This is a genomic window from Nocardioides sp. (genome assembly GCF_036405735.1).
Lineage (GTDB): Bacteria > Actinomycetota > Actinomycetes > Propionibacteriales > Nocardioidaceae > Nocardioides.
The window spans coordinates 26,212-45,181 of sequence record NZ_DASWXC010000015.1 but is presented as its reverse complement, the minus strand read 5'-3'; the positions used below and the strand labels follow the sequence as shown (position 1 = coordinate 45,181).

General features: G+C 71.8%; 22 protein-coding genes. 12 read left to right on the top strand and 10 right to left on the bottom strand.

Features of this window, described 5'->3' with window-relative positions; all coding sequences use genetic code 11:
• Window positions 1-75 precede the first annotated feature (75 nt).
• The 3 genes from VGE38_RS02780 to serS are packed head-to-tail and all read right to left on the bottom strand — an operon-like array spanning window position 76 to window position 2,694.
• Complete coding sequence (locus tag VGE38_RS02780) at window positions 76-564, bottom strand: GNAT family N-acetyltransferase (RefSeq protein WP_331141009.1); 489 nt, start codon at window positions 562-564, stop codon at window positions 76-78.
• Between the two features lie 7 nt (window positions 565-571).
• A complete protein-coding gene (locus VGE38_RS02775; protein ID WP_331141008.1) occupies window positions 572-1,420 on the bottom strand; it encodes an HAD family hydrolase in 849 nt (282 codons plus the stop codon).
• Window positions 1,420-2,694, bottom strand: a complete 1,275-nt coding sequence (gene serS / locus VGE38_RS02770; protein WP_331141007.1) for a serine--tRNA ligase — start codon at window positions 2,692-2,694, stop codon at window positions 1,420-1,422. The genes VGE38_RS02775 and serS overlap by 1 nt, the downstream gene beginning before the upstream one ends.
• Before the next feature lie 71 nt (window positions 2,695-2,765).
• Here serS and VGE38_RS02765 point away from each other — a divergent pair, with 71 nt between their 5' ends.
• The 3 genes from VGE38_RS02765 to VGE38_RS02755 are packed head-to-tail and all read left to right on the top strand — an operon-like array spanning window position 2,766 to window position 5,578.
• Window positions 2,766-4,337: a bifunctional phosphatase PAP2/diacylglycerol kinase family protein gene (locus VGE38_RS02765; RefSeq protein ID WP_331141006.1), complete on the top strand. Its 1,572-nt coding sequence runs from the start codon at window positions 2,766-2,768 to the stop codon at window positions 4,335-4,337.
• Between the two features lie 54 nt (window positions 4,338-4,391).
• Complete coding sequence (gene relB, locus VGE38_RS02760) at window positions 4,392-4,670, top strand: type II toxin-antitoxin system RelB family anti-toxin (RefSeq protein WP_331141005.1); 279 nt, start codon at window positions 4,392-4,394, stop codon at window positions 4,668-4,670.
• The gene (locus VGE38_RS02755) at window positions 4,667-5,578 is read left to right on the top strand and encodes a hypothetical protein (protein ID WP_331141004.1); all 912 of its coding nucleotides are present in this window, start codon (window positions 4,667-4,669) and stop codon (window positions 5,576-5,578) included. The genes relB and VGE38_RS02755 overlap by 4 nt, the downstream gene beginning before the upstream one ends.
• A 16-nt stretch (window positions 5,579-5,594) precedes the next feature.
• Here the strand turns inward: VGE38_RS02755 and VGE38_RS02750 are convergent, their stop codons facing one another.
• The gene (locus VGE38_RS02750) at window positions 5,595-6,026 is read right to left on the bottom strand and encodes a DUF4446 family protein (protein ID WP_331141003.1); all 432 of its coding nucleotides are present in this window, start codon (window positions 6,024-6,026) and stop codon (window positions 5,595-5,597) included.
• 23 nt (window positions 6,027-6,049) lie between these two features.
• Here VGE38_RS02750 and VGE38_RS02745 point away from each other — a divergent pair, with 23 nt between their 5' ends.
• The 4 genes from VGE38_RS02745 to VGE38_RS02730 all read left to right on the top strand — a co-directional run bounded on the left by VGE38_RS02745 (window position 6,050) and on the right by VGE38_RS02730 (window position 8,995).
• A complete protein-coding gene (locus tag VGE38_RS02745; RefSeq protein ID WP_331141002.1) occupies window positions 6,050-6,913 on the top strand; it encodes a prephenate dehydratase in 864 nt (287 codons plus the stop codon).
• Window positions 6,914-6,949: 36 nt separating this feature from the next.
• Entirely contained in the window at window positions 6,950-7,552 is a 603-nt protein-coding gene (locus VGE38_RS02740; protein ID WP_331141001.1) for a TMEM165/GDT1 family protein, read from the top strand.
• A 73-nt stretch (window positions 7,553-7,625) separates the two neighbouring features.
• On the top strand, window positions 7,626-8,009 hold the full coding sequence (locus VGE38_RS02735; RefSeq protein WP_331141000.1) for a Crp/Fnr family transcriptional regulator: 384 nt from the start codon (window positions 7,626-7,628) through the stop codon (window positions 8,007-8,009).
• Window positions 8,010-8,017: 8 nt separating this feature from the next.
• Window positions 8,018-8,995 carry an adenylate/guanylate cyclase domain-containing protein gene (locus VGE38_RS02730; protein WP_331140999.1) on the top strand — a complete coding sequence of 326 codons (978 nt, stop codon included), beginning with the start codon at window positions 8,018-8,020 and terminating at the stop codon, window positions 8,993-8,995.
• An 18-nt stretch (window positions 8,996-9,013) separates the two neighbouring features.
• On the opposite strand, the gene VGE38_RS02725 is transcribed toward VGE38_RS02730, so the two are convergent.
• From VGE38_RS02725 to VGE38_RS02715, 3 genes are all read right to left on the bottom strand, one after another.
• Complete coding sequence (locus tag VGE38_RS02725) at window positions 9,014-9,973, bottom strand: DUF5926 family protein (RefSeq protein ID WP_331140998.1); 960 nt, start codon at window positions 9,971-9,973, stop codon at window positions 9,014-9,016.
• Window positions 9,974-10,005: 32 nt separating this feature from the next.
• The gene (locus VGE38_RS02720) at window positions 10,006-10,806 is read right to left on the bottom strand and encodes a glycerophosphodiester phosphodiesterase (RefSeq protein ID WP_331140997.1); all 801 of its coding nucleotides are present in this window, start codon (window positions 10,804-10,806) and stop codon (window positions 10,006-10,008) included.
• Between the two features lie 92 nt (window positions 10,807-10,898).
• Entirely contained in the window at window positions 10,899-12,029 is a 1,131-nt protein-coding gene (locus tag VGE38_RS02715; protein WP_331140996.1) for a hypothetical protein, read from the bottom strand.
• Between the two features lie 206 nt (window positions 12,030-12,235).
• On the opposite strand from VGE38_RS02715, the gene VGE38_RS02710 reads away from it, so the two are divergent.
• Entirely contained in the window at window positions 12,236-13,108 is an 873-nt protein-coding gene (locus VGE38_RS02710) for an Fpg/Nei family DNA glycosylase (RefSeq protein WP_331140995.1), read from the top strand.
• Between the two features lie 53 nt (window positions 13,109-13,161).
• On the top strand, window positions 13,162-14,523 hold the full coding sequence (gene chrA, locus VGE38_RS02705; protein WP_331140994.1) for a chromate efflux transporter: 1,362 nt from the start codon (window positions 13,162-13,164) through the stop codon (window positions 14,521-14,523).
• Between the two features lie 5 nt (window positions 14,524-14,528).
• Here chrA and VGE38_RS02700 read toward each other — a convergent pair whose 3' ends face one another.
• Both VGE38_RS02700 and VGE38_RS02695 read right to left on the bottom strand, forming a co-directional pair.
• Window positions 14,529-15,593 (bottom strand): cation diffusion facilitator family transporter, encoded by a 1,065-nt coding sequence (locus VGE38_RS02700; RefSeq protein WP_331140993.1) that lies wholly within the window; start codon window positions 15,591-15,593, stop codon window positions 14,529-14,531.
• Window positions 15,590-16,711 carry a HupE/UreJ family protein gene (locus VGE38_RS02695; RefSeq protein ID WP_331140992.1) on the bottom strand — a complete coding sequence of 374 codons (1,122 nt, stop codon included), beginning with the start codon at window positions 16,709-16,711 and terminating at the stop codon, window positions 15,590-15,592. Before VGE38_RS02695 ends, VGE38_RS02700 begins: the two co-directional genes overlap by 4 nt.
• 87 nt (window positions 16,712-16,798) lie before the next feature.
• On the opposite strand from VGE38_RS02695, the gene VGE38_RS02690 reads away from it, so the two are divergent.
• Entirely contained in the window at window positions 16,799-17,185 is a 387-nt protein-coding gene (locus VGE38_RS02690; protein ID WP_331140991.1) for an ArsR/SmtB family transcription factor, read from the top strand.
• Window positions 17,185-17,526: a rhodanese-like domain-containing protein gene (locus tag VGE38_RS02685; RefSeq protein ID WP_331141041.1), complete on the top strand. Its 342-nt coding sequence runs from the start codon at window positions 17,185-17,187 to the stop codon at window positions 17,524-17,526. The genes VGE38_RS02690 and VGE38_RS02685 overlap by 1 nt, the downstream gene beginning before the upstream one ends.
• A 25-nt stretch (window positions 17,527-17,551) precedes the next feature.
• Here the strand turns inward: VGE38_RS02685 and aat are convergent, their stop codons facing one another.
• On the bottom strand, window positions 17,552-18,235 hold the full coding sequence (gene aat / locus VGE38_RS02680; protein ID WP_331140990.1) for a leucyl/phenylalanyl-tRNA--protein transferase: 684 nt from the start codon (window positions 18,233-18,235) through the stop codon (window positions 17,552-17,554).
• Between the two features lie 37 nt (window positions 18,236-18,272).
• Between aat and VGE38_RS02675 the strand changes: the two genes are divergently transcribed.
• A complete protein-coding gene (locus VGE38_RS02675; RefSeq protein WP_331140989.1) occupies window positions 18,273-18,968 on the top strand; it encodes an EcsC family protein in 696 nt (231 codons plus the stop codon).
• The last annotated feature ends 2 nt before the right edge of the window (window positions 18,969-18,970 follow it).

Genomic DNA, 18,970 nt, shown 5'->3' with positions numbered 1-18,970 from the left:
TAGAGGCTTACGTGGGATGCCAGAGTGAAGACAGGTAAAGACAGGACCAAGGTCCTTGGGAACTCCCTCGTCCGGTCAGGCGGCAGGCAGCGGCCGGGCCAGCACCAGCTCCCCGTCCTCGTTCGGCCCGCGCAGCTGGGTGAAGCCACACTTCGCGAGCACCCGAAGCGAGGCGGCGTTCTCCGGCGCCACCGACGCACGCACGCGTACGCCGGCCGCGTCGGTGTGCCGCAGCAGCGCCCGCAACGCCTCGGTGGCGAAGCCCCAGCCCCACGCCTCGCGCACCAGGCCGTAGCCGACCTCGACCTCCGGGACGCCGTCGGCGGCCGGCTGGGGCGGGCCGAAGAACCCGACCGACCCGAGCGTCGTCACGCCGCGCACGATCGAGCGCGGCCCCCACGGGTCGTCGTCGTGCCACAGTGAGGCGGCGTCCCGGTCCTCCTCGCGCGGGAAGTCGCGGTGCCAGCCGTCGCGGCGGCCGCCCTCGCGGACCAGACGGACGGTGGCGGCGTCCCACAGCGGCAGCGTCAGCCGCTCGGTGGCGATGCTCGCCGGCAGGCTCATCGGGCGATCATGCGGGGAACCAGTACGACAGCTCCGTCGCCGCCCCGTCGTCGTCCACCGTGCCAGTCACCGCGTCGGCGATCTCCTTGACGTCGTCGGGCGCGTGCCCCATCGCCACGCCGCGGCCGGCCCAGGTGAGCATCTCGATGTCGTTGCGGCCGTCGCCGATGGCGAGCACGTCGCTGGGCTCGAGGCCGAGCTGGTCGACGACGTAGGCCAGGCCCGACGCCTTCGAGACACCCACGGGCGCCAGGTCGAGCCAGGCGGTCCAGCCCACGAAGTACGACGTCCCGGCCAGGCCGAGCTCGCGCCCCAGCTGGACGAAGTCCTCCGCGGTGGAGGACGGATCGCGGATGATCACGCGGGAGACCGGCTGGGCAACGAGCTCCTCGACCGGCGTGACGATCATGTCGCCGGTGAGCTCCCCGGGCGGGAACGGCCCGTTGAGCCGGTAGCCGACGCCCCGCTCCTCGACGGCGACGAGCGCGGACGGATGGCGCTCGAGGATCGCTGCGACCGCCTCACGGGCGTCGAAGGTCTCCTCGTGCACCACGTCCACGGGCGGGTAGCGCAGGATCACGGTCCCGTTCGACGCGACGATCCACAGCCGCTCGTCGCCGTCGCGGGGCAGGCCCAGCGCGTCGGCGATGATCGTCATGCCGTGCGGGGAGCGGCCCGACGCGAGCACGACGTGGGCCCCGGCGTCGTACGCTCGATTGACCGCGGCGTGGACGGCGGCCGGGAGCTCCTCCTCGGCCGCACCGGTCCCGTCGACCCACTTCAGCAGCGTGCCGTCGATGTCGAGCGCGACGACCTTGGGCTGCCAGTCGGGCTCCGGTCTCCTCAGCGCTGTCATCAGCGGACGACCGGCTCCAGCACCTCACGGCCGAGCCACTTCTGGAGCGCCTTCGGCACCCGCACCGAGCCGTCCGGCTGCTGGTGGGTCTCGAGGATCGCGACGATCGCCCGGGTGATCGCGGTCAGCGTGCCGTTGAGGGTGGCCAGCGGAGCGGTACCGCCCTCGAAGCGACCGCGGATGTCGAGCCGGCGCGCCTGGAAGTCCAGGCAGTTCGAGGTCGACGTGAGCTCGCGGTACTTGCCCTGCGTCGGGATCCAGGCCTCGCAGTCGAACTTGCGCATGGCCGAGTTGCCGAGGTCGCCGGCCGCGACGTCGATGACGCGGTAGGCCAGCTCGAGCTTGTCGAGGAACGCCTTCTCCCAGCCCAGCAGCCGCTCGTGCTCGGCGTAGGACTCCTCGAGCGTGGTGTAGACGAACATCTCCACCTTCTCGAACTGGTGGACCCGGATGATGCCCTTGGTGTCCTTGCCGGCCGAGCCGGCCTCCTTGCGGAAGCACGACGAGAACGCGGCGTACCGCAGCGGCAGCGACGCGGGGTCAAGGATCTCGTCGGAGTGGTACGCCGCCATCGGCACCTCCGAGGTGCCCACGAGGTAGAGGTCCTCGCCCTCGATGCGGTAGACGTTCTCCTCCGCCTGCTCCAGGAAGCCGGTGCCGTCCATCGCCTCCGGGCGGACCAGCGCCGGGGCGATGACCTGCGTGAAGCCGGCGTCGCGGGCCTGCTCCATGGCGAGGTTGATCAGCGCAAACTCCAGCTCGGCGCCGACGCCGGTGAGGTAGTAGAACCGCGAGCCGGACACCTTCGCGCCACGCTCGAGGTCGATGGCGCCGAGCAGCCGGCCCAGCTCGACGTGGTCGCGCGGCTCGAACCCCTCGGCCGCGAAGTCACGGGGCGTGCCGACGTGCTCGAGCACCACGAAGTCGTCCTCGCCGCCGGCCGGCGTCTCCTCGGCGGTGACGTTGTGGATGCTCTTCAGCACCGCGACCCACGCCTCCTCGGCCTGCCGCTGCGCCGCCTCGAGCTCCTTGACCTCGGCCGAGAGCTGCTTGGTGCGGGCGAGCAGGTCCGGCTTCTCTTCGGGGCTGGCCTTTGGGATGAGCGCGGACACCTGCTTCTGCTCGGCGCGCTTGGCCTCGAACTCCACGATCGCGGCGCGCCGCGCGGCGTCGGCCTCCAGCGCCCGGTCGACGACCGCGGCACTGAGCCCGCGCTTCTCCTGGGAGGCGCGGACGCGGTCGGGGTCGTCTCGGAGGATGCGGGGGTCGATCACACGGTGAGCCTATCGGCCGGGCCGTCCGTCCGGCAGGAGCGTGGCTTCCGCCTCCCGCATACTGTTCTCCCGTGCTGACCCGCCCCCGCCTCCAGCTGATTTCGGCCGCGGCCGCGTGCGTCGTCGCCGCCGCCCTGCTGGCCGTCATGGTCGAGACCGAGTGGGGTCCGCTGATCCGGCTCGACGAGCGCTTCGGCCACGCAGTGCTCGGCCCGGGATCGGGGTTCTGGCACGGGTTCGGGCTCTTCGTGGAGGACGCCTTCGCGACCATCCCGATGCTCACCTACACGCTCGTCCTGGCGGCCCTGCTCTACTGGAAGAACCACCGGCGCGCCGCCGTCTACTTCGTGCTCGTCCAGCTGATCGCGACGGTCACCTCGCCGGCGCTGAAGAACCTCGTCTCCCGCGACCGGCCGCTGTGGCAGGACGTCGTCGACACCTACACCGGCCTGTCCTACCCCAGCGGCCACGCGCTGCACGCCGCGGCGTTCGCCGGCGGCTGCATCGTCCTGCTCCAGATGTTCGTGCGGCGTCCCGGCCTGCGGCGTACGGCGGCCATGGGCTGTGTCGTCCTGGCCGGCGTGATCGGCTGGGACCGCTTCCTGCTGGGCCGCCACCATCTCTCCGACGTCCTGGGCGGTCTGCTCCTCGGCGTCGCGATCGTGCTGCTGGTGCTGCTGGCCTACTCCCCGCTGCCGCGCAGCCACGCGCTCAAGGCACCGCCGCTCCCCGAGGTCTTCGCCCAGCGTGGGCGGTGCGCCGTCGTGCTCAACCCGATCAAGGTCGAGAGCGTCGGCCAGTTCCAGTCGATCGTCAACGCGATGGCGGTCGAGGCGGGCTGGAACGAGCCGCGCTGGTACTTCACGACGCCTCAGGACTCCGGCACCGGCCAGGCCGAGCAGGCGGCCCTCGAGGGCGCCGAGCTGGTCATCGTCTGCGGCGGTGACGGCACGGTGCGCGAGGTCTGCGCCGAGCTCGCCGGCACCGGCATCCCGGTCGGGATCGTCCCGGCCGGCACCGGCAACCTGCTCGCCCGCAACCTGGCGATCCCGCTGTACCTGCGCGCCGCGATCGACGTCGCGCTCACCGGGCAGGACCGGGCCATCGACATGGTCGCCGTCGAGGGTGACGGCATCGAGCCGTCGCACTTCCTGGTCATGGCGGGCATGGGCTTCGACGCCGCGATCATGGAGGGCGTCAACGAGGACATCAAGAAGCGGATCGGCTGGGTGGCCTACGTCCTGTCGGCACTCAAGGCGCTGATGTTCCCGGCCATCAAGGTGGAGGTCGCCGTCGACGGCGGTGAGTTCACCAAGCACCGCGCGCGCACCGTCGTCGTCGGCAATGTCGGGTCGCTGCAGGGCGGCATGCCGCTGCTGCCGGACGCTGAGATCGACGACGGCCTCCTCGACGTCGTCCTGCTGCACCCGCAGCGCTTCGTCTCCTGGCTCCCGCTCGCCTTCCGGGTGCTCACCAAGCGGTCCCGGACCGACGAGCTGGTCAACCGGATGCGCGGCCACTCCGTCGTGATCCGGGCGGACCGCGAGACCCCGCGCCAGCTCGACGGCGACACGATCGGCCCGGGCAAGGAGCTGCGGATGACCAACGTGCACGGCCGGCTGCTGGTCCGCGTCGCCCGCTGAGTTGATCGCATTGGTGCTATGGACGACATAGCACCAATGCGATAGCTTCCTCTCATGCGACCGGACACCGAGGACGAGGAGTTCTACGTCGCCCTCGCCGGTCAGGTGACCGAGCAGCGGCTCGCCCGCCGCCTGTCCCAGCGCGAGCTCGCCGCGCTGTGCGGCACCACCCAGTCCGCCATCGCGCGGCTGGAGTCGGGCAGCCGGCCACCGCGGCTCGACACTCTGCTGCGGGTCGCCGCGGCCCTCGACTGCGCGCTCGAGGTCCGGTTTCGTCCGCGCACCCAGCCACCCGGTCGGGCAGCCGACCGCCGCACCCAGGAGGGGTCATGAGCACCTACGTCGACGCGGAGGACCTGGAGTCCACCCGGAGCGAGCGACTGCTGGCGGTCGTCCTGACGGCCTTCCTCCTGGTCGGCTCGGTCTGGTTCTACGTCAAGGTCGCCGACTGGGTCCGCGACGACGACCGCGGCCGGCCGACCACGGCCCAGCAGCAGGTCCTCGACGACCGGGACCGGGCCTGGGAGGAGCGCGAGCGGACCGAGGGCGACCTGGAGCTCGCGCGGACCCGGCTCGACGTGGCCCGCAGCGACTACGAGGTCGCCGCCGAGACCGGCGCGGACCTCACCGAGGCGGAGGCCGCCTACCGCTCGGCGCAGAGCGAGTACGACGCCGCCGCGGCCGCCGCGACCCAGGCGCGGGCCGACGCCGCCGAGGCGGACCGGCGCGCCAAGGCGGTCGAGGACGCGGTCTGGGGCAGCGACCCGCCCGAGGGCGGCTCCGAGTGGCTCATCGCCGGCATCCGGTTCCTGTTCGTCGCCGGCTGGGTCGTGGCGTCGTACCTCCTCATCGGGCGGCTGCGCCGCCGCCAGCCGCGCTACCTGCCGCTCGGGTTCGGCGTCGTGGCGACCGGTGCCGTGCTGGCGCTGGTCTTCGCGACCGACTACGTCACCGACTACGTCGACCCGCTCGACCTGGGACCGATCGTGCTCTCGCTGGTCGGCGTCGCCGCCACTCTTGCGGCGTTCGCGGTGCTGCAGCGCTACCTCGCTCGCCGCCTCCCCGGCCGCCGGGTCCGCCGGGGCGAGTGCCCCTACTGCGGCTACCCCGTGCGCGGGACCGGCGCGGACACCGGGCCGCACTGCGAGGGCTGCGGGCGCGAGGTGGTCGGCGCGTGCACGACGTGCGGCAGCGGCCGCCGGGTCGGCTCCAGCCACTGCGTCACCTGCGGCGCCGCCTGAGCGGCGCCGGTGCGGCTCAGCCGCGCGGCGCGCGCTGGGACGCCGGGCGGGCGGCGGCGATCGCCTCGTCCTCCTCGGGGGAGGTCTGGGACTCGCACGCCCACGCCCGCACGCTCTTGGCGTAGGACCGGGCCTCGGAGCGGCCGTGGATGCTGGTGAGCACCACCCCGTCGCCACCGTCGTCGAGCAGCGCCAGCGACCACGACAGCGCCCCGCCCATGTCGCCGAACGCGTCGTAGCGCACGACCGCGAGGTGACGCAGCGCGTCCCTGCTCTCCGCCGTCAGGGCCGCCACCTCCTGGCGCAGCCCCAGCACGTCGGCACGCACCTCGTCGGGTACGCCGGCCGGCGACCGATCGACGGACGCGTGGCGGTCGCGGTAGGCGATGCCGGCCAGCACGAGGGCACCGACGGCGATCAGCAGGCTGAGAAGCGACAGGACCAGCATGGGCCCGACCCTAGACTGCGGGCGTGACCTCTCCCGTGAAGCGGATCGCCTACCAGGGCGAGCCGGGCGCCAACTCCCACCAGGTGTGCGTCCAGCACTACCCCGACTGGGAAGCCGTGCCCTGCGCGTCGTTCGAGGACGTTTTCGCAGCGGTCGAGGGCGGTGACGGGATTGCGCCGAGCGCTGACCTCGCGATGATCCCGATCGACAACTCCATCGCCGGCCGGGTCGCCGACATCCACCACTTCCTGCCCGCGTCGAACCTCCACATCGTCGCCGAGCACTTCCTGCGGATCCGGTTCCACCTGATGGGCCTCCCCGGCACCCGGATCGACGAAGTCCGCAGCGTCCACAGCCACGTGCACGCGCTCGGCCAGTGCCGCAAACTGATCCGGACCCACGGCTTCCAGCCGGTCATCTCCGGCGACACCGCGGGGGCGGCTCGCGAGGTGGTCGAGGCGGGCGACCCGACGATGGCGGCGATCTCGCCGCCGCTGGCCGCGCAGATCTACGGCCTGGAGGTGCTGGCCGAGGACGTCGAGGACGAGGAGCACAACACCACCCGCTTCGTCGTGCTCTCCCGCGACCTGGTCGAGGCGCCGACCGGCAACGGCCCGGTGGTGACGTCGTTCATCTTCAACGTCCGCAACCTCCCGGCCGCGCTCTACAAGGCGCTCGGCGGGTTCGCCACCAACGGCGTCAACATGACCAAGCTGGAGTCCTACATGGTCGGCGGGGAGTTCACCGCCACCCAGTTCCTCGCCGAGGTCGACGGCCACCCCGACGACCCGGGCCTGAAGCGGGCGCTGGAGGAGCTGGCCTTCTTCACCACCGACGTCAAGATCCTCGGCGTCTACCCCGCCGATCCGTTCCGCACCCAACCCTGATCCCGGACGCCGGCAGCCACTTGGGAGGATGACGCCGTGGACATCGCCGTCATCGCCCTGACCTTCGCCGCCATCTTCGTGGTGGAGCTGCCGGACAAGACGTTCCTGGCGACGCTCGTCCTCTCGACCAAGTACCGCCCGCTCCTGGTGTGGATCGGCGTCGGCCTGGCGTTCCTCGTGCAGACCGCCGTCGCGGTCGGGCTGGGAACCGCCGCGTCGCTGCTGCCGACCGATCTGGTCCGCTCCATCGCCGCGCTGCTGTTCCTCTTCGGCGCGGTGGTGCTCCTCCGCGAGGGGCTGAGCCACCGCAACGCCGACCCCGAGGCCGAGGGCGCGGAGATCGCGGCGAAGGCGAAGGAGGCGCACGGCCTCAAGCAGGTGCTCGCCTGCTTCCTGGTGCTCTTCGCCGCCGAGTGGGGCGACCTCTCCCAGCTGCTGACGATCTCGCTGGTCGCGCGCTACGAGGACCCGGTCAGCGTCTTCACCGGCGCCTTCGGCGCGCTGCTGGCCGTGAGTGGTCTAGCCGTCCTGGTCGGCCGCACGCTGCTGCGCTGGATCCGGCTGCACGTGCTGCACTTCATCGGCGCGGCGGCTTGTCTGATCCTCGGCGTGGTCACCATCATCGAGGTGCTCGGTTGACGGCCGGCGTACCCGTGAGGCCCCTCGGTCGTTGGGCGGGTTCCCACCTCCCATCCGATCGAAGGGGTCCAGCGTGACGGCGAACTCCCAGTCCTTCTTCTCCCTGTTCACGCCGGAGGAGATCGCGAAGATCAGCGCCTCCGGCACCCGGGTCAACCTGCCCGAGGGCTGGTCCCCGATCTGGGAGTCCACGCCCGCCGACAAGGCCTACATCATCCTGTCCGGCACGGTCTCGGTGCGGCAGAACGGCCGCGAGATCGCCCAGCTCGGCCCGGGCGACATCGTCGGCGAGGCCGCGGTCGTCAACCGGTCGCTGCGTACGGCGAGCATCGTCGCGCTGTCCCCGCTGGAGCTGATCCACCTCTCCGCCGACGCGCTGACCCGGCTCGACGTCGAGATGCCCCGCTTCCACGAGGCGCTGGAGACGGTGGCCGCGGACCGGTTCGGGACCTCCTGACCGGGCCGGTGGACCCCCGCCAGGCCGACCTCTCCGGCGCGACCGAGCTCGTCGAGCTCTTCCTGCTCGGCGAGGCGCCGACCCTCACCCGTGCGGAGGTCGCCGCCGCGGCCGGCGTCCCGCTGCCGGTCGCGATGGAGCTGTGGCGGCTGCTCGGGTTCCCCCACGCCGCCGACGACGAGGTGGCGTTCACGTCGGCCGACGTCACGGCCCTGGAGCAGACCCGGGACCTGATGCAGCTCGGCGTGCTCAGCGAGGACCGGCAGTCCGCGCTGGTGCGGACCTGGGGCCGCTCGTTCGCCCGGCTCGCGGAGTGGCAGACCGCGTTGCTGGCCGACGTGGCGCTGGAGCGGCCCGGCGACGCCGCCGACGAGGTGGCGGCGCTCACCGGCGAGGTAATGCCGCGCGTGGAGCAGCTGCAGAGCTACATCTGGCGCCGGCACCTGGCCAACGCCGCCTCCCGCCTGCTCACCGTGGACTCGCCCGGCCAGCCGGCCGCGACGATGGCGGTCTGCTTCATCGACATCGTGGGCTACACCGCCCGCAGCAAGGAGCTGTCGGAGCAGGAGCTCGTCGGCTGGGTCGAGGAGTTCGAGGCCCGGTGCACCGGGCTCGTCGTCGACCACGGCGGCCGGCTCATCAAGACCCTCGGCGACGCGGTGCTCTTCGTCTGCGACGACCCCGTCGGCGCGGCCGAGGTCGCCCTGGCGGCCACCGAGCGCGGCGCCGACCCCGAGGACAGCTTCCCGGCGGTCCGTGCCGGCCTGGCGTACGGCGACGTGGTGGCCCGGCTCGGTGACGTGTTCGGGCCTACGGTCAACATCGCCTCGCGGCTGACGACGATCGCCAAGCCGGGCGCGGTGCTGGTCGACGAGGGCGCCGCCGAGGCGCTCACCGGCGGCTACTCCCTGGCCAGGATCCGGCGCACCTCGGTCAAGGGCTACTCCCGCCTGCAGCCCTGGGTGCTGCGCCGGGTCGAGTCCTGAGCGCCCCCGCGGCGCCGGTCAGGCGCGGATCGTGACCTGGCGGTTGGCCAGGCCGGCACGCGCCGAGCGCTCCTCGGCGCTGAGCTCCTCGCCCGCGGCCAGCGCCGCGAGCGCGGCGTCCAGGTCCGCCTTGAACCGGGCAGCGGGCTCCTCGAGGACCTCCGCACCGGTGCCGACCGGCAGGTCCCACACCGGCGCGAGCAGGCCGTGGGCGCGGAACATGCCGACGAGCCGCGAGTCCTCGACCAGGACGTCCTTGCCGGCGACGTGCAGCCGGGCCAGCGCGCTGAGCAGCTGCTCCTCCGGCTCCGGCATCACCCAGCGCAGGTGCTCCTTGGTGCCGACGTTGGTCCAGTAGGCCGCCTCGACGCCGGTCAGCCGGGCCGTCGGCATGGCGGCGTCGTTGGCCTGCTCGAGCGCCTCGGCGAAGCTCTCCGGCTCGTCCACGTCCGAGACCCACCAGTCGAAGCCCTCGTGGACGGTGATCTCGAGGGTCTCGTCGACGATCAGGTCCTGCAGTCGCGGGCCCGGTCCCGGGTTGCCGGGCAGACCGACGATGCCCGGCCCGGTCGCCTCCAGGGCGACCAGCAGGGCGGCCGCGACCTCACGGGACGGGTCGCCGTACGCGTGCTGCACCTGCAGACCCGCCCACACCTGGCCGCTGTCGCGGGCCATCGCGGGCGCGGCGAGCGGCAGCAGCGTGGTCAGCAGGACCGTCCGCTCCTCGTGCCCCTTGATCCGCACCGGCACGGTCGCCGACGGCACCAGCTCGCGCAGCGCGACCAGGTCGCACTCGCCCGGGAGACCCGCGAAGGGCCGGGGCACGAACAGGTCCGCGCCACCGGGCGCACCGTGGCAGGCCTTGTAGCGCTTGCCGGAGCCACAGGGGCACGCCTCGCGCGGGCCGACCTCCCGGCCGTCGTACAGCGGGAGCTTCTCGGCGGTGCCGGCGTTCTTGGAGCGAGACTTCTTGGCCACGGATGGTGACCCTAGGGCATGTCGCGCCCGGCTCAGGTGTTCGGCGGGTCCAGCAGGTCGAGCAGGTACGCCGGCCGGTCGCTGATCACGGCCTTCACGCCGAGATCGACGCAGGTGCGCAGGTCCTCCTCGGTGTTGACGGTCCACACGTGGATGTCGTGGCCGGACCGGCTGATCCGGCGGCCCAGCTTGGGGTGCTCGCGCAGCTCGTCGATGCCGGGACCGACGATCCAGTCCGGGCCGATGACGCGGCGCAGCATCGGCCAGTACTGGGCGCGGTCGACCAGCATCACCAGCTGGATGCCCGGCGCCAGCCGCTCGACCCGCTGCAGCGCGGTGTAGCTGAAGCTCATCACCCGCACCGGCGCGCCCGGCCGGTCCAGGCCGAACTCCGCCAGCAGCTCGACCAGCTTGCGCTCCACCAGTCCGCCGTAGCGGGTGGGGTGCTTGGTCTCGATCGCGAGCTCGACGCGCCGCCCCGTGCGCGCGGAGTAGTCGCGGACGGTCTCGAGCAGGCTACGCAGCGTCAGCACCTTGTCGAGCTTCTCGTCGCGGTCCGGCGCCTCGTCGTCCAGGTCGTTCCACGGGTTCTTCCACCGGGCGAAGTCGAGCTCGGCCAGGTCGGCCAGCTCCATCGCGCTCACCACGCCGCGGGTGCCGGCGGTGCGGCGCAGCGTGCGGTCGTGCACGCACACCAGGTGACCGTCCGCCGTGAGCCGGACGTCGCACTCCAGCCCCTCGGCGCCCGCGTCCAGCGCGGCGACGTACGCGCCCAGGGTGTGCTCGGCGATGTCGTGACTGGCGCCGCGGTGCGCGACGACCTGGGGCCTCATGGGTACCCATTGTGACGTGTGCCCCGGTAGTTCCGGACGATCGGGCCCGTACTTCGCCGGTGCCAGGGCAGCATCGTCCGGAACCACCCGGCTCAGCCGACGACAGTCCAGACGACGCGACGTGAAGCGCCCGTCAAGCCCGCACTGTCGCGCGGCGTCACGCGAAGCACGTGCTTCCCCGGTCCGACCTTCGCCCGGAACGTGGCACCGCAAGCCCGCCGCGGCCTCTTGTCGAGCTTGCAGTAGTAGGTCACCGCCTCGTCGGAACCGAAGCGGAACCGGACTCGCGCGGTTCGCTTCCCGCGCAGTCGGACCGTGTCCTTCGGGCGCTGCAGGACCCGCAGCACCGGCGGGGTCGCGTCGACAGTGAAGGAGCGCCGGACCGGCACGCTTACGTTGCCTGCGGGATCGGTCGCCCACACCTCGACGGTCCACCGACCGTCGGTGGGCACTCCTCCTGTGCAGGAGTTGATGATCTCGCCGGACCAGCCTTCGCGAGTCAGGCGGCATCGGATCACCAAGGAGGGACCGAGGCTGCTCCACTGCGACTCGTCGGAGACGAACACCGACGGCATGAGGCGCATGGTGAAAACCGAGCCCTCCGCCGGCAGGTCCCCCAGCCTGACGATCGGAGGAGTCGTGTCGTAGAAGAAGGTGCGTTGGACCGGCGCAGCGTTGACATTGCCGACCGGGTCCGTCGCCGTTGCCCAGAAGGTCCACTTGCCGTCGTGCGGCAGACTCGTCAGATCGCACCCGCGTACGCCGATCGTCGGGTCGTACGGGTCATGCCACAGAAAGTTGCGACGGGTGGGGACGACGTCCCCCCGGTTCAACCAGACACAGAGCGGCTCGGCGTCGGGATCGAGACCGCCCAAGGTCATGGCGGCCCCGCCGCCTCCCACCGACGAGTAAAGACTGGGTCCTCCCACGATGACCGGCGCGGGCGGAGGCGTGTGGTCGACGACGAAGGTGATGGTCGTGATCTCCGGCAGGAGGTCCGCTCGTTCGGCTCGCAAGGTGTGTGGCCCCTCGCTGAGCTTGCCTGGCTCGACCACGACCACGTAGCCGTGGTCGAACAACGGGCTCGTCTTCACGTCGTCGAGGTAGAACGTCGGAGTGGTGCCACTCGGTGGTGCATGGAAGCGGAAAGGAATCTCCGTGCGTCCGACGTCGTAGGCAACGACCTCCGGGCCACGCCAGCCGAGCTCCTCCGCGGCGTACACCGGTAGGTATACGAGGCCCTGCATGCCGACCACGGCGACGACGACGAGGATCAGTCTGCGAACGACGTTCATGCGGAGCCGCCTCCTGACGATGTCGGGCGACGACCCGCCCACGATTCCGTTGAGCGCCCGATGTAAAGGTTCGTGGCCCGGTCGCCCGGCAGATTCCCGATCCCAGGTCCGTGCGCCCACCTAGACTCAGCCCCATGCCCGAGCTGCCCGAGGTCGAAGCCCTCGCGCTCGACCTGCGCACCCGGCTCGACGGCCGGGCGATCACCAAGGTGCATCTGGCGCAGTTCAGCGCGCTGAAGACCTACACGCCGCCGCTGCAGGCGCTCGAGGGCACGCTGGTCGACGACGTCACCCGGCACGGCAAGTTCCTCGACCTCGAGGCCAGCGGACTCCACCTGGTGCTGCACCTGGCCCGCGCCGGATGGGTCCGGTGGCGCGACGAGGTGCCCGGCGTACCCCCGAAGCCGAGCACGAAGTCGACTCTGGCCGCCCGGATCGTGCTGGACGACGAGACAGGTCTCGACGTCACCGAGGCCGGGACCCGCAAGAGCCTGGCGATCTACGTCGTCGACGACCCGCAGCAGGTGCCCGGCATCGCCACGCTCGGGCCGGACCCGCTGACCGAGGACTTCACGATCGACCGCCTGCGCGACATCCTCGCCGCGCAGGGCCGCAAGCAGATCAAGGGCGTGCTGCGCCACCAGGGCACCATCGCCGGCATCGGCAACGCCTACTCCGACGAGATCCTCCACGCCGCCCGGATGAGCCCGTTCCGGCCCGCCGAGCACGTGCTGGCCACCGAGGGCGAGCTCGAGACGCTGTACGACGCGATCCGGACGACCCTCGGCGACGCCGTCGACCGCAGCCGCGGCCTGGCGGCGAGCGAGCTGAAGGGTGAGAAGAAGTCGCACCTCGCGGTGCACGGCCGGACCGGGCAGCCGTGCCCTGTCTGTGGCGACGTCGTGCGCGAGGTGAGCTTCGCCGACTCGAGCCTGCAGTACTGCCCCACCTGCCAGACCGGCGGCAAGCCGCTCGCGGACCGCCGGCTCTCGAAGCTGCTGAAGTAGCCGGGCGGGCCGTTCCGGTGCCTGGACAGAGTCGACGTGAGGGAAGCACCCGCATGAGCACGCCCCGCCGCGACGTCATCCCGCTGCGCGAGGCGACCAAGGCGTGGTTCGCCGTGTCGCTCCAAACCTTCGGTGGACCAGCGGGACAGATCGCGGTCATGCAGCGGATGCTGGTCGACGAGAAGCGCTGGATCGGCCAGCAGCGGTTCCTGTTCGCGCTCTCCTACTGCACCCTGCTGCCCGGTCCGGAGGCCCAGCAGCTGGCGACGTACGTCGGCTGGCTGCTCAACGGCGTCAAGGGTGCCCTCATCGCCGGGACCCTGTTCGTGCTGCCCGGCGTGGTCGCCCTGCTGGCGCTGTCGGGCATCTACGTCGCCTTCGGCGACGCCACCCTGGTCGAGGGTCTCTTCCTGGGACTGGCACCGGCGGTCATCGCCATCGTCGTCCAGGCGGTCATCCGAGTCGGCAGGAAAGGTCTGACCCATCCGGTGTTCGTGGCGCTCGCCGTCGCCTCGTTCGTCGCGCTGACGTTCTTCGCGGTGCCGTTCCCGGTCGTGGTGGCGACTGCCGGCGTGGCCGGCTGGCTGCTGGGCCGCGCCCGCCCGGACCTGACCAGGCCGAAGGCGAGCACCAACGCTGATGACGGCCCGCCGCCGCTCATCTCCGACGACGCCCTCCACGCCGAGCGGCCCTCGACTCGGCGATCCGTCCTCATCCTGGCGCTCGGGCTGACGTTGTGGGCGGCACCCGTGGCGGTGGCGGCGGTGGTGTTCGGTCGCCAGAGCGTGTACGTCGACCAGGGCCTGTTCTTCTCCGGCGCCGCCGTGGTCACCTTCGGCGGCGCGTACGCCGTGCTGGCCTACGTCGCGCAGCAGGCGGTCGCCGTCTACGGCTGGCTGGCTCCCGGCGAGATGGTGCGCGGCCTCGCGCTCGCCGAGACGACTCCCGGCCCGCTCATCATGGTGGTGCAGTTCGTGGCGTTCGTCGGTGCCTACCGGAGCCCCGGCGACCTCGACCCCTGGGTCGCGGCCGTCATCGCCGCTCTGCTGACCACCTGGGTGACGTTCGTGCCGTGCTTCCTGTTCATCCTCCTCGGCGCGCCGTACGTGGAGCGGCTCCGGCACAACCGCACTCTGTCGGCGGCGCTCACCGGCATCACCGCCGCCGTGGTCGGTGTCATCGCCAACCTCGCGGTCTACTTCGCCCTGCACACCCTCTTCGACGACACCACCCGCATCACCACCGGCCCCTTGCGCTTCGAGGTCCCCGTGCCCGGGTCGCTGCAGTGGGCCGCCCTCGCCGTCACCGCGCTGGGCTGCCTGCTCATCTTCCAGCGGGGCTGGTCGGTGCTCCGCACGCTGGGTGTGTGCGCGGTCGCGGGCATGGCACTCCACCTGGTCGCCGTCGCCGCCTGACGAGGTCAGCGCGCCGGGGTGCGGTGGTGCTCCAAGACGGCGTGCTGCTCCTCACCCACCGCGCCGTTGGGACTGACGTGGATGGTCGCGTCCGCCAGCTTCGGAACCTCGTGCAGGAGCCGGTGGTGTGCTTCGGTCGCGATGCGGTGGCCCTCGACCACAGTCAACGCCGGGTCGACGGCGACGGCGGCCTCGACCCGGAGTCGGTGACCCACCCACCGGACTCGCACCGACTCGACGATGTCGACACCGGGGGTCTCGGCCAGCGTGGTCTCGGCTGCGGCGACGACCTCGGGGTCCACCCCGTCCATGAGCCTGCGGTACACGTCGCGGGCGGCGGACTTGAGGACGAACAGGATGGCGACGGTGATGGCCAGCCCGACCAGCGGGTCGGCGAGCGGGAAGCCGAGGAGAACCCCCACTGCGCCGAGCACGACCGCGAGCGAGGTGAACCCGTCGGTGCGGGCGTGCAGACCGTCCGCGACGAGGGCCGCGGACCCGATCGTGCGTCCGACTCGGATGCGGTAGCTCGCGACCAGCTCGTTGCCCGCGAACCCGATGACCCCGGCCGCCACGACCACCCACGGGAAGCTGAGCGGCTGCGGGTCGAGCATCCGGCGAACCGACTCCAACCCCGCCAGCAGAGCGGACAGAGCGATCATCGCGACGATGAAGACGCCGGCCAGGTCCTCGGCGCGCCCGTAGCCGTAGGTGTAGCGGCGGGTCGGTGCGCGGCGGCCGAGCACGAACGCGACCCAGAGTGGGATGGCGGTGAGCGCGTCGGAGAAGTTGTGGATGGTGTCGGCAAGCAACGCCACCGATCCCGTCACGGCTACCAGCACTGCCTGCGCCAACGCGGTGAGGCCGAGTGCGACGAGGCTGATCTTGACGGCGCGGATGCCCTCGGCGCTGGTCTCCAGCGCGGTGTCCACGGAGTCGGCGGCGTCGTGGCTGTGTGGCCGGAACAAGTCCCGCAACACCCCCCGCAGGCCGCCGCCGTGCTGGTGGCCGTGCTCGTGGTCGTCGTGGGCGTGGCGGCCGTCGGTGTCGTGCTTGTGGTTGCGGCTCATGTGGTGGCTCCGATGCTGTCCATCCATGCCCGGCTGAACTGGCGCAGCGCGCCGACGTGGACGCTCTCGCAGGTCATCTCCTGCCGCATGGTGACGGCCTTGACCTTCCCGTCGGTCACCTCGCCGGTGCCTGCCAGAACACCCCGGGGGTCTCCGGAGGCCACGAAGTCCCGCAGCGCCGCCACGTCGGCGTCGGGCAGGTCCTCCGCGTAGAGGACGATGACGTAGCCGTCACCGAGCGAGTGCCCGAAGCTCTCCAGCGGGACGTCTTCGCCCGGCTCGTAGAACGCCTTCTCGGTGTGCCCGCCGCCGGCGGCCGGGAATGACTGGGAGCGGTCGGTGATGGAACAGTCCGCGCCCTCGGGAAGCGCGACCTCGCTGACGTCGTCGCCACCAACCTCGCCGAACTGGTCATACGCCACCAGCGGGGCGACCATCGCACCGACCGCGAACAGGGCCACGAACGGCAACTTCGCCAGCGTCGACTCCGGCCCCTGCTTGACCATCGTGGAGACGAAACCAGCGGCCACGACGACCACGAGGATGGCGGTGACCTGGCCAATCTCGATGCCCACGTTGAACGCGATGAGCCGCCACACCATCCCGTCCTCGGGCACGCCGAGCGCCTGGAAGCGGGTGGCGAGCCCCAGGCCGTGAATGAGGCCGAAGCCGAACACCAGGGCGGTGAAGATGTCCCACCGCTTGGGTCTGCCGAACATGCCCCAGCCGCCGACGAAGGCGACGGAGAGCACGATGACCACGTCGACGAGAAGGGCGTTGGCCTCCCAGCCGGCGAGGGTCGCGGTGATCAGCGTCAGGCTGTGCCCGATCACGAACGCGCTGATGACCTTCGCGGCCCGGCGAGCGCTCCCGGACAGCAGCACGATGCCTGCGACGAACAGCAGGTGATCCCAACCGAGCAGCATGTGCTCCACGCCGATGCCGACGTAGCCGACGACCGACGCCGTCGCGGCGTCGCCACCGATGCCGTGCGCCGAGGCGGGCGGCGCTGCCGCCAGCGAGAGCAGCGCGACGCCTCCGAGAGCCAGGCAGGCCCGCAGACGCCGACCCGTCGAGTCCCGCCGAAGGTCGCGCAGAGCGGTGGCGCGCGCTGTCATCAGGTGGTGCTCCCGGAAACGTGGGGAAGAGGCAGCTCCATCCTAGGACACATGAAGAGATGTTCATATCTTGCGTAGGATAGGCGCGTGGCTCATCGGCGCAACGGCACACCGCAGGCACGAAGCGGACTCGACGAGGACACGGCGCAGGCCGTCGCCAGCATCCTCCAGGGACTGGCCACCCCCAGCCGGTTGCACCTCCTCGACCACCTGCGCCACGGACCGCTCACCGTCGGCGAGCTCACCGACGCCGTGGGCATGGAGCAATCGGCGGTCTCTCACCAGTTGCGCCACCTGCGCGACCTCGGCTTCGTCATTGCTGAACGCCAGGGCCGACACGTCGCCTACCGCCTCTTCGACGATCACATCGTCGACCTCATCGACCAAGCGATGTCCCACGCCGAACACCTCCGCCTCGCTGGGGCACAGGAGGACAGACCATCAACCGCCACCTCGCACAAGGAGCCCTCGTGATGATGCCCGGTCAGATCCCGACGGTGACGCTCGACGGGGTGCCGCACCCGCTGCCCGCGGGCGTCAGCGTGCTCGACGTCCGCGAGGACGTGGAGTGGTCCTACGGCCACATCGACGGCGCCGTGCACGTCCCGCTCAGCGAGCTGCCCGCGCGGCTGGGCGAGCTGCCCGACGACCAGCTGCTCGTGGTGTGCAAGGTGGGCGGTCGCTCCGCACAGGCGACGGCCTACCTCGTCCACCACGGACTCGACGCCGTCAACCTGGCCGGCGGGATGCTGGACTGGGCCGAGGCCGGCCGGCCGATGGTCAGCGAGACCGGGGCCCCGCCGCAGGTCGTCTGAGCGGCGCTCGCATCCACCCAGCCGCTCAGGCGAACGCCGGCGGTGCCGCTGTGTCGAGCGCGACCCGCAGCCGGCGGAGGTACTCGCGGCGCGACACCTCCACCACCCCCAGCGTCGCCAGGTGCGGGGTCTGCCACTGCACGTCGAGCAGCCGGCGCGCGACGACATCGTCCGGTCCGTCGCGCATCAGGTCGACCAGGCCGACCAGCGCCACCTTGGAGCCGTCCCGCTCCCGGTGGAACATCGACTCCCCGGCGAACAGGCCGCCGACGGCGACGCCGTAGAGCCCGCCGGCCAGCCGGCCGTCCGAGGTCCACGCCTCCACGGAGTGCGCCCAGCCGAGCCGGTGCAGCTCGGCGTACGCCTCCTCGATCTCGCGCGAGATCCAGCCGCCCGGGCGGCGAGGGTCGGCGCAGCCGGCGACGACCTCCGCGAACGCGGTGTCGACCCGGACCTCGAAGTCGCGGCAGGAGCGGCGCAGCGACGCGGAGACCTTCAGGCCGTCCAGCGGCAGCACGCCGCGCCGTACCGGGCTGAACCACAGCACGTCGTCGAGCGGCGGCTCGCCGGGCATGGGGAACAGGCCGCGGGAGTACGCCGCGAGCAGGGTGCCCGGAGCGAGGTCGGCGCCCATCGCCACGAGGTCGTCGGGCTCGGCGTCGGCGGGGTCGTCGAAGATCCACGGGGACGGTGGCGGCTCGACGGGCACACCGCCGAAGTTACCGGGTCGTCACTACGATCGAGGTATGGCCGGAACCACGAAGAAGCTCGCCACCGCGGTCGGCACCACGCTGGCCCCCAAGCTGGTCGCACTGGCGCCCGAGGCGTCGAACTCCGTGATCCAGCACGCCCTGCACCGCGCCATCGTCGGCGCCGGCCCGCTGCCGGCGGCGGCCGCCGCGGCCGAGAAGCAGCTGGCCGAGCAGAAGGGCAACGTCGACAAGGCCGTGCGCGAGGTGATCGAGAACCACGTCGCCCTCGCGAGCCTGGGCGGGTTCGCCACCAACCTCGGCGGACTCGTCACGGCCGCTGTCAGCCTCCCTGCCAACGTCACCGGGCTGGCCCTGATCCAGTGCCGCATGGTCGCCGCGATCGCGCACCTGCGTGGCTACGACGTCGACGACCCCCGCGTGCGCGCCGCCATCCTCACCACGCTGCTGGGCGAGGAGAAGGTCGACCGGCAGGTTCGCAAGAAGCGGCTCCCCGCCCCGCCGATGGCACTGGCGACCGCGCCCACCCACGACCCCGACCTGGACCGCATCGTGGCCGCCGAGGTCACCGCGGAGCTGCTCGCGCGGGTGGCGGGCAAGCGGCTCGCGACCACGGTCGGCAAGCGGATCCCGGTGCTCGGCGGCGTCGTCGGCGCCGGCACCGACGGGTGGGTGACCTACCGGATCGGGCGGTACGCCGCCAAGGAGCTGCGCCAGCGGCCCCGGGCCTGAGC

Bases quoted from the DNA above. Each gene is read 5' to 3' on its own strand.
- VGE38_RS02685 (WP_331141041.1), top strand. From the start codon at position 17,185: ATGATGCCCGGTCAGATCCCGACGGTGACGCTCGACGGGGTGCCGCAC.
- chrA (WP_331140994.1), top strand. From the start codon at position 13,162: ATGAGCACGCCCCGCCGCGACGTCATCCCGCTGCGCGAGGCGACCAAG.
- relB (WP_331141005.1), top strand. From the start codon at position 4,392: ATGCGACCGGACACCGAGGACGAGGAGTTCTACGTCGCCCTCGCCGGT.
- VGE38_RS02695 (WP_331140992.1), bottom strand. From the start codon at position 16,711: ATGACAGCGCGCGCCACCGCTCTGCGCGACCTTCGGCGGGACTCGACG.
- VGE38_RS02700 (WP_331140993.1), bottom strand. From the start codon at position 15,593: ATGAGCCGCAACCACAAGCACGACACCGACGGCCGCCACGCCCACGAC.
- VGE38_RS02750 (WP_331141003.1), bottom strand. From the start codon at position 6,026: ATGCTGGTCCTGTCGCTTCTCAGCCTGCTGATCGCCGTCGGTGCCCTC.
- VGE38_RS02755 (WP_331141004.1), top strand. From the start codon at position 4,667: ATGAGCACCTACGTCGACGCGGAGGACCTGGAGTCCACCCGGAGCGAG.
- VGE38_RS02780 (WP_331141009.1), bottom strand. From the start codon at position 564: ATGAGCCTGCCGGCGAGCATCGCCACCGAGCGGCTGACGCTGCCGCTG.
- VGE38_RS02720 (WP_331140997.1), bottom strand. From the start codon at position 10,806: ATGAGGCCCCAGGTCGTCGCGCACCGCGGCGCCAGTCACGACATCGCC.
- VGE38_RS02775 (WP_331141008.1), bottom strand. From the start codon at position 1,420: ATGACAGCGCTGAGGAGACCGGAGCCCGACTGGCAGCCCAAGGTCGTC.
- VGE38_RS02675 (WP_331140989.1), top strand. From the start codon at position 18,273: ATGGCCGGAACCACGAAGAAGCTCGCCACCGCGGTCGGCACCACGCTG.
- VGE38_RS02710 (WP_331140995.1), top strand. From the start codon at position 12,236: ATGCCCGAGCTGCCCGAGGTCGAAGCCCTCGCGCTCGACCTGCGCACC.